The organism is Streptomyces sp. NPDC059455 (genome assembly GCF_042750115.1).
Lineage (GTDB): Bacteria > Actinomycetota > Actinomycetes > Streptomycetales > Streptomycetaceae > Streptomyces > Streptomyces endocoffeicus.
Genome location: NZ_JBHYVB010000063.1, coordinates 19,595 through 26,622, shown reverse-complemented (window position 1 = coordinate 26,622; position 7,028 = coordinate 19,595). Strand labels below are relative to the sequence as shown.

At 72.9% G+C, this 7,028-nt stretch carries 6 protein-coding genes; all 6 read left to right on the top strand.

The window, feature by feature from the left end; all coding sequences use genetic code 11:
• Positions 1-104: 104 nt before the first annotated feature.
• Positions 105-467 carry a nucleotide pyrophosphohydrolase gene (locus ACFXB5_RS22990; RefSeq protein WP_385210857.1) on the top strand — a complete coding sequence of 121 codons (363 nt, stop codon included), beginning with the start codon at positions 105-107 and terminating at the stop codon, positions 465-467.
• A gap of 361 nt (positions 468-828) precedes the next feature.
• Complete coding sequence (locus tag ACFXB5_RS22985; RefSeq protein ID WP_020867923.1) at positions 829-1,314, top strand: DUF6099 family protein; 486 nt, start codon at positions 829-831, stop codon at positions 1,312-1,314.
• Positions 1,315-1,332: 18 nt separating this feature from the next.
• Positions 1,333-2,256, top strand: a complete 924-nt coding sequence (locus tag ACFXB5_RS22980; protein WP_385210854.1) for an LLM class F420-dependent oxidoreductase — start codon at positions 1,333-1,335, stop codon at positions 2,254-2,256.
• 23 nt (positions 2,257-2,279) lie between these two features.
• Complete coding sequence (gene mmuM / locus ACFXB5_RS22975) at positions 2,280-3,230, top strand: homocysteine S-methyltransferase (RefSeq protein ID WP_385210851.1); 951 nt, start codon at positions 2,280-2,282, stop codon at positions 3,228-3,230.
• Positions 3,231-3,641: 411 nt separating this feature from the next.
• The gene (locus tag ACFXB5_RS22970; protein ID WP_385210848.1) at positions 3,642-5,414 is read left to right on the top strand and encodes a 3' terminal RNA ribose 2'-O-methyltransferase Hen1; all 1,773 of its coding nucleotides are present in this window, start codon (positions 3,642-3,644) and stop codon (positions 5,412-5,414) included.
• Positions 5,411-7,028 (top strand): polynucleotide kinase-phosphatase (locus ACFXB5_RS22965; RefSeq protein WP_385210845.1); only part of this gene is annotated, 1,618 nt, incomplete at its 3' end. The genes ACFXB5_RS22970 and ACFXB5_RS22965, both read left to right, overlap by 4 nt.

The following is a 7,028-nucleotide window of genomic DNA, read 5'->3' as shown; positions in this document are numbered from 1 at the left end:
GCGGTTTTTTTGGCCGTTGTGCCTTCCTTGGGGTGGGGTGTGGGGGTGGCGCTGGTCGGGGGGGTCGTTGTCGTCCCCCCCCCCCACGGTGGTAAACCTGGGGCGTGAGCGAGTCCCATGAGAGCGAACGACGAACCGACGGCCTGGATGTGGCGGCACTGCAGCGCAGGCTGGCCGCCTTCGCGGCGGCGCGTGACTGGCAGCAGTACCACACCCCGAAGAACCTCGCGGCGGCGCTGAGCGTCGAGGCGTCGGAACTGGTGGAGATCTTCCAGTGGCTGACGCCCGAGCAGTCGGCGCGGGTGATGGAGGAGGAAGGGAAGGCGGGCCGGGTCGAGGACGAGGTCGCCGATGTGCTGGCGTATCTGCTCCAGTTCTGTGAGGTGCTGGGGATCGACGCGCTCGCGGCGCTCTCGGCGAAGATCGACCGGAACGAGGTGCGGTTTCCGGTGAACGGGGCGCGCTGACGGCGTACGGGCGCTGAGCGCATACGGGGGCTGTGCGCGTATGGGGGCTGTGCGCATACGAGGGCTGTGCGCGGCGCCGACGGGGGCCGACCGCGAACGGGGGCTTTGGCGGTGAATGGGTGATCTCGCGGTGAACGGGGGGCTATGACGGTGAACGGGGGCCGTGGTGGTGAACCGTGATCTCCGGTGGCGCGAAGGGCTCCGACCCCTTGATTCGTCACTCTCCGTAGTGAAAAAGTTATCCACATCGCAACTGTTGTCAACAGATTCCTGAATTCCCCTAGCTTTTCGGCCTGTTACTTATCACTCTGGGTAGTGGAGGAGTGACGGGCTCGGAAGTCCGTTGAGAGGGGTGCGGGGAATGGACGCGATGCGGCTGATCGGTGTCACCCGGCACGCCCTGGCGAAGGCCGGGAGCGTGCACGACATCGTGGCCGAAGCCTGGCAGGTTCAAGCGCTGGCCGAAGCGGTCGGCGGATATTTCGTGGTGAGCGGCCCGGCGGCCGCGCGAGCGGAGGCGCGCGGTCTGTGCGAGGCGGGCGGTCGGGCGCGCGGCGCCCTGTTCCACCCGGCGCTGCACCACCCCACGTTGCGCGGCGGCGGTTTACGAGCCGCCCAGCTCTCGGAGGTGCGTGATCCGAGGGAGGTGCTGCTGGCGCTGGGGGAGCTGCTCGCGGAGGCGGGCTTCGCGCTGGTCGGAGTCGCCTCCAATACCGAGGAGGAGGCGCTGTACTGGCAGTGCGTGGAGGCGATCGACGCGGCCGACGAGGCCCGGGACCGGGTGCACGGCATGCTCAGGCACCTCACCTTCCGCGAGTGGGGTGGGGAGTGGGGTGGTGCCGCGTGACGAGGCAGGATGGGTGCCATGGATCTTCGCATCTTCACCGAGCCCCAGCAGGGGGCGACCTACGACACGCTGCTCACCGTCGCCAAGGCCACCGAGGACCTCGGATTCGACGCCTTCTTCCGGTCCGACCACTACCTCCACATGGGAGACGTGGACGGCCTCCCCGGCCCCACCGACGCCTGGATCACCCTGGCCGGGCTGGCCCGCGAGACCCGGCGGATCCGGCTGGGCACCCTCATGACCGCCGCCACCTTCCGGCTGCCCGGTGTGCTGGCGATCCAGGTCGCGCAGGTCGACCAGATGTCGGGTGGACGAGTCGAGCTGGGCCTGGGCGCGGGCTGGTTCGAGGAGGAGCACCGGGCCTATGGGATCCCCTTCCCCAAGGAGAAGTTCGCCCGGCTGGAGGAGCAGCTGGCCATCGTCACCGGGCTGTGGCGGACCCCGGTCGGCGAGACCTTCGGCCATGACGGTGCCCACTACCAGCTGGTGGACTCCCCGGGGCTGCCCAAGCCCGCGCAGAGCAAGGTGCCGGTGCTGATCGGCGGCCAGGGGGCCACCCGCACCCCGCGGCTGGCCGCGCGGTACGCGGACGAGTTCAATATGCCGTTCGCCTCGCCCGAGGACAGTGAGCGCCAGTTCGGCCGGGTGCGGGAGGCGGCCGAGGCCGCCGGCCGCAAGGGTGACGACCTGGTGTACTCCAACGCGCTCGTGGCGTGCGTGGGCAAGGACGACGCCGAGGTCGCCCGGCGGGCCGCGGCGATCGGCCGGGAGGTCGAGGAGCTGAAGGAGAACGGCCTGGCGGGCACCCCGGCCGAGGTCGTCGAGAAGATCGGCCGCTATGCGGAGGCCGGCGCCTCCCGGTTCTACCTGCAGATGCTGGACCTGAACGACCTCGACCACCTGGAGCTGATCTCCTCGCAGGTCCAGGCCCAACTGGGCTGAGCGCACCACCAGGAGCACCCGTGATGTCCGTAACCCCCGCTTCCCTGGCCGCCGCGCTGGAGCGCGGACCGCTCGTCCTCGACGGCGGTCTCTCCAACCAGCTGGAGGCACAGGGCTGCGACCTCACCGACGAGCTGTGGTCGGCCCGGCTGCTGGCCGACGACCCGGGGCAGCTCGAGGCGGCCCACACCGCCTACGCACGGGCGGGCGCACGGGTGCTCATCACCGGCAGCTATCAGGCCAGCTACGAGGGCTTCGCCCACCGGGGCGTGGGCCACGAGGAGGCCACGGCGCTGCTGCGGCGCAGTGTCGAGCTGGCGCGCGCGGGGGCCGAGCGGGCGGCCGCCGAACGGACGGCCGCGGGCGAGCGGGGCGCGGAGCCGGTGTGGGTCGCCGCCTCCGTCGGCCCTTACGGGGCGATGCTGGCGGACGGCAGCGAGTACCGCGGGCGGTACGGGCTGAGCGTGGCCGAGCTGGCGCGGTTCCACCGGCCGAGGATCGAAGCCCTGGCCGCGGCCGGTCCCGACGCGCTGGCGCTGGAGACGGTGCCGGACGCCGATGAGGCCGAGGCGCTGCTGAGCGCCGTCGAGGGATGTGGGGTGCCGGTATGGCTCTCCTACAGCATCGCGGGGGAGACCACCCGGGCCGGGCAGCCGCTGAGGGACGCGTTCGCCCTGGCCGCGGGGGTCGACCAGGTGATCGCCGTCGGCGTCAACTGCTGTGAGCCGGGCGACGCGGACCGGGCCGTGGAGATCGCGGCCGACACCACCGGCAAGCCGGTGGTGGTGTATCCGAACAGCGGAGAGGAGTGGGATGCCACGGCACGGAGCTGGCGCGGCCGGGTGACCTTCGACCCGGGGCGGGTGAAGGCATGGCGGGACGCGGGGGCACGGCTCATCGGCGGCTGCTGCCGAGTGGGCCCGGAGCGGATCGCGGAGCTGGCGGCGGTGGTGAGAGGCGATGGGCGGCGATGAGGGGGTGTCCGGCGGATCTTGACGCCTGCGGCGGGCTGCTTTCCCCTACCCGCCCCTTCCCGCACCTGGGGCTCCGCCCCAGACCCCGGGCCGGGACTCCGCCCCAGACCCCGGGCCGGGACTCCGCCCCAGACCCCCGGCCGGGACTCCGCCCCAGACTGCGAAACCGGGGCTCCGCCTCTTCCCCGCGGCATCGATATGCGGCTCCGCCGCGTGGCGGCGCTCCACCCTGGAGCCCGGGGTCCAGGGGCGGGGCCCCTGGTAGCGGGAAGGGGCGGGGAGGGGACAGAACCGCCGGACGCCCCATAGGCGCCGAGCGGTCCGCCGTGGTGGAAAGCCATCGGCGCCGGGCTGGCGGCGGTGGTGAGAAACCATTAGGTGAGGGAGGACCACCGGGCGATACTCGGACGGGTGTTCTTGACGATAACCACCACCGGCACCGCCGAGCGCCCCGCGACCGACCTCGGGTTTCTGCTGCACAAGCATCCCGACAAGGCGCAGCGGTTCTCGACCTCCTACGGCACCGCGCATGTCCTCTACCCCGAGGCGACCGCCGAACGCTGCACCGCGGCGCTGCTGTTGGAAGTGGACCCCGTGGCGCTGGTGCGGCGGGGCCGCGGCAAGGGCCGGGGCGGCGCCCCCGACTCCGCGCTCGCGCAGTACGTCAACGACCGCCCGTATGCCGCCTCCTCCCTGCTGGCGGTCGCGCTGAGCGCGGTCTTCTCCAGCGCTCTGCGGGGCCAGTGCAAGGCCCGGCCCGAGCTGCCGGAGCGGGCGCTGCCGCTGCGGATCGAGGTGCCCGCGCTGCCCGCGCGCGGCGGCGCCGCCCTGGTCGAGCGGCTCTTCGCGCCGCTGGGCTGGGCGGTGACGGCGGAGCCGGTGGCGCTGGACGAGGAGTTCCCGGCATGGGGCGACTCGCGGTACGTACGGCTGGTGCTGGAGGGCGAGCCGCGGCTGGCCGACGCCCTGCGCCAGCTGTATGTGCTGCTGCCCGTGCTCGACGACGCCAAGCACTACTGGGTCGCCCCGGACGAGGTCGACAAGCTGCTGCGCTCCGGCGAGGGCTGGCTGGAGAGCCACCCCGAGCAGCGGCTGATCACCAACCGCTATCTGGCCCGGCGCTGGTCGCTGACGCGCAGCGCGCTGGAGCGGCTGGAACTGGCGCGGCTCGCGGAGGCCGACGACACCGTGGCGGAGGAGATCGACAACGCCGTCGGCGAACCGGCGGCGGCCGAGCCGATGGAGGAGGACGAGAGCGAGGAGGGTTCCGAGGAGCGGCCGGTGCCACTGGCGGTCCGGCGGCGGGAGGCGATACTCGACGCCCTGCGCGGGGTCGGGGCGGCCCGGGTGCTCGATCTGGGCTGCGGCCAGGGCCAGTTGCTGGGCGCGCTGCTGAAGGAGGCACGGTTCACCGAGATCGTGGGCGTCGATGTGTCGATGCGCGCGCTCAACGAGGCGGCGCGGAGGCTGCGGCTGGACCGCCCCGGCTTCGACACGGCCGCGGCCGAGCGGCAGGCGGCCCGGCTGAAGCTGACCCAGGGTGCGCTCACCTACACCGACTCCCGGCTCGCCGGATATGACGCGGCGGTGCTCAGCGAGGTGATCGAGCATGTGGATCCGCCCCGGCTGCCCGCCCTCGAGCATGTGGTGTTCGGCGCCGCCCGGCCCAAGGCCGTCGTGGTGACCACGCCCAACGTGGAGTACAACGTGCGCTGGGAGACCCTGCCCGCCGGGCGGATGCGCCACGGCGACCACCGCTTCGAGTGGACCCGCGAGGAGTTCCGGGCCTGGGCAGGACAGGTCGCCGAACGGCACGGCTACGCGGTGGAGTTCCGCCCCGTCGGCCCCGAGGACCCCGAGGTCGGTTCGCCCACTCAGTTGGCGCTCTTCCGCGTGGCCGCCCAGGGCGGCGACGACGGCACGGACAGCCGGAACGGCGACCGCACCGCCACGACCGCCACGGCCAACGCGGGCACCACGACCGCCATGGGCACCACGACCGCCACGGCCAACGCGGGCACCACGACCGTCACGGGCACCATGACCGCCACGGCCGATACGAGTGCTGCGGCCACCGCGACCGACATGGCCTCCACCGCCGCCGCGACCGGTGCGACCGTCACCATGACCACGGCCGTGACCACGACCACGGCCGTGACCACGACGAAGGAGGCGGCAGCATGACCGGGGAGAAGCGCACCATCGGCGTGCCCGACCTGTCCCTCGTGGTGCTCGTCGGCACCACCGGCTCCGGCAAGTCCACCTTCGCCCGGCGCCACTTCCTGCCCACCCAGATCGTCTCCTCCGACGTCTGCCGCGGGCTGGTCGCCGATGACGAGAACGACCAGAGCGCCACCCCCGACGCCTTCGACCTGCTCCACTACATCGTGGGCAAGCGGCTGGCCGCCGGACGGCTGACCGTCGTCGACGCCACCAACGTCCGCAGCGAGTCCCGCCGCAGCCTGATCGGGCTCGCGCGCGAGCACGACGTCCTGCCCGTGGCGATCGTCCTCGACGTCCCCGAGGGCGAGTGCGCCCGGCGCAACGCCCAGCGCCCCGACCGCGCCGGAATGCCCGACCATGTCATCCCCCGCCAGCGCCGTGAGCTGCGCCGCTCGCTGAAGGCCCTGGAGCGCGAGGGGTTCCGCAAGGTGCACGTTCTGCGCGGCGCGGATGAGGCCGAGGCCGCGGAGGTCGCGACCGAGCGCCGCTACAACGATCTGCGCCATCTCACCGGCCCGTTCGACATCATCGGCGACATCCACGGCTGCCGCTCCGAGCTGGAGACCCTGCTGGGCAAGCTGGGCTACGCCCTGCGCCGCGACGAGCTCGGCCGCCCGGTCGACGCCGCCCACCCCGAGGGCCGTACGGCGGTCTTCGTCGGCGACCTCGTCGACCGCGGCCCCGACAGCCCCGGGGTGCTGCGCCTGGTGATGGGCATGGTCGCCTCCGGCGCGGCCCTGTGCGTGCCCGGCAACCACGAGAACAAGCTCGGCCGCTACCTGAAGGGCCGCAAGGTCCGGGTCACCCATGGCCTCGCCGAGACCGTGGAGCAGCTGGACCGGGAGCACCGTGCGGACCCGGCCTTCGCCGACCGGGTGCGGGACTTCATCGAGTCGCTGATCAGCCACTACGTACTGGACGGCGGGGCGCTGGTGGTGTGTCACGCCGGGCTGCCCGAGAAGTATCACGGCCGCACCTCCGGCCGGGTCCGTTCGCACGCGCTGTACGGGGAGACGACCGGGGAGACCGATGAGTTCGGCCTGCCCGTGCGCTATCCGTGGGCCGAGGACTACCGCGGCCGCGCCGCCGTCGTCTACGGCCACACCCCCACCCCCCGCGCCTCCTGGCTCAACAACACCATCTGCCTGGACACCGGCTGTGTCTTCGGCGGCCGGATGACCGCGCTGCGCTGGCCGGAGCGCGAGCTGGTGGACGTCCCGGCCGAGCGGGTCTGGTACGAACCGGTCAAGCCGCTGACCACCGAGGCCCCCGGAGGCGCCGACGGGCGTCCGCTCGACCTGGGCGATGTGCGGGGCCGCCGGATCGTCGAGACCCGCCACATGGGCCGGATCGCGGTCAAGGAGGAGAACGCGGCGGCGGCGCTGGAGGTCATGAGCCGTTTCGCGGTCGATCCCCGGCTGCTCGGCTATCTCCCGCCCACCATGGCGCCGACCGCCACCTCCAAGGAGGGGACCGGCGGCGGGGGCCCCCCCCCCGGGCGGCGCGGCGCACCCCGGCGACCGGGCGCCCGCCCCCCCGCCGCCGCGGGGGGGCCGCGGGATAGAGAGCGGGTAT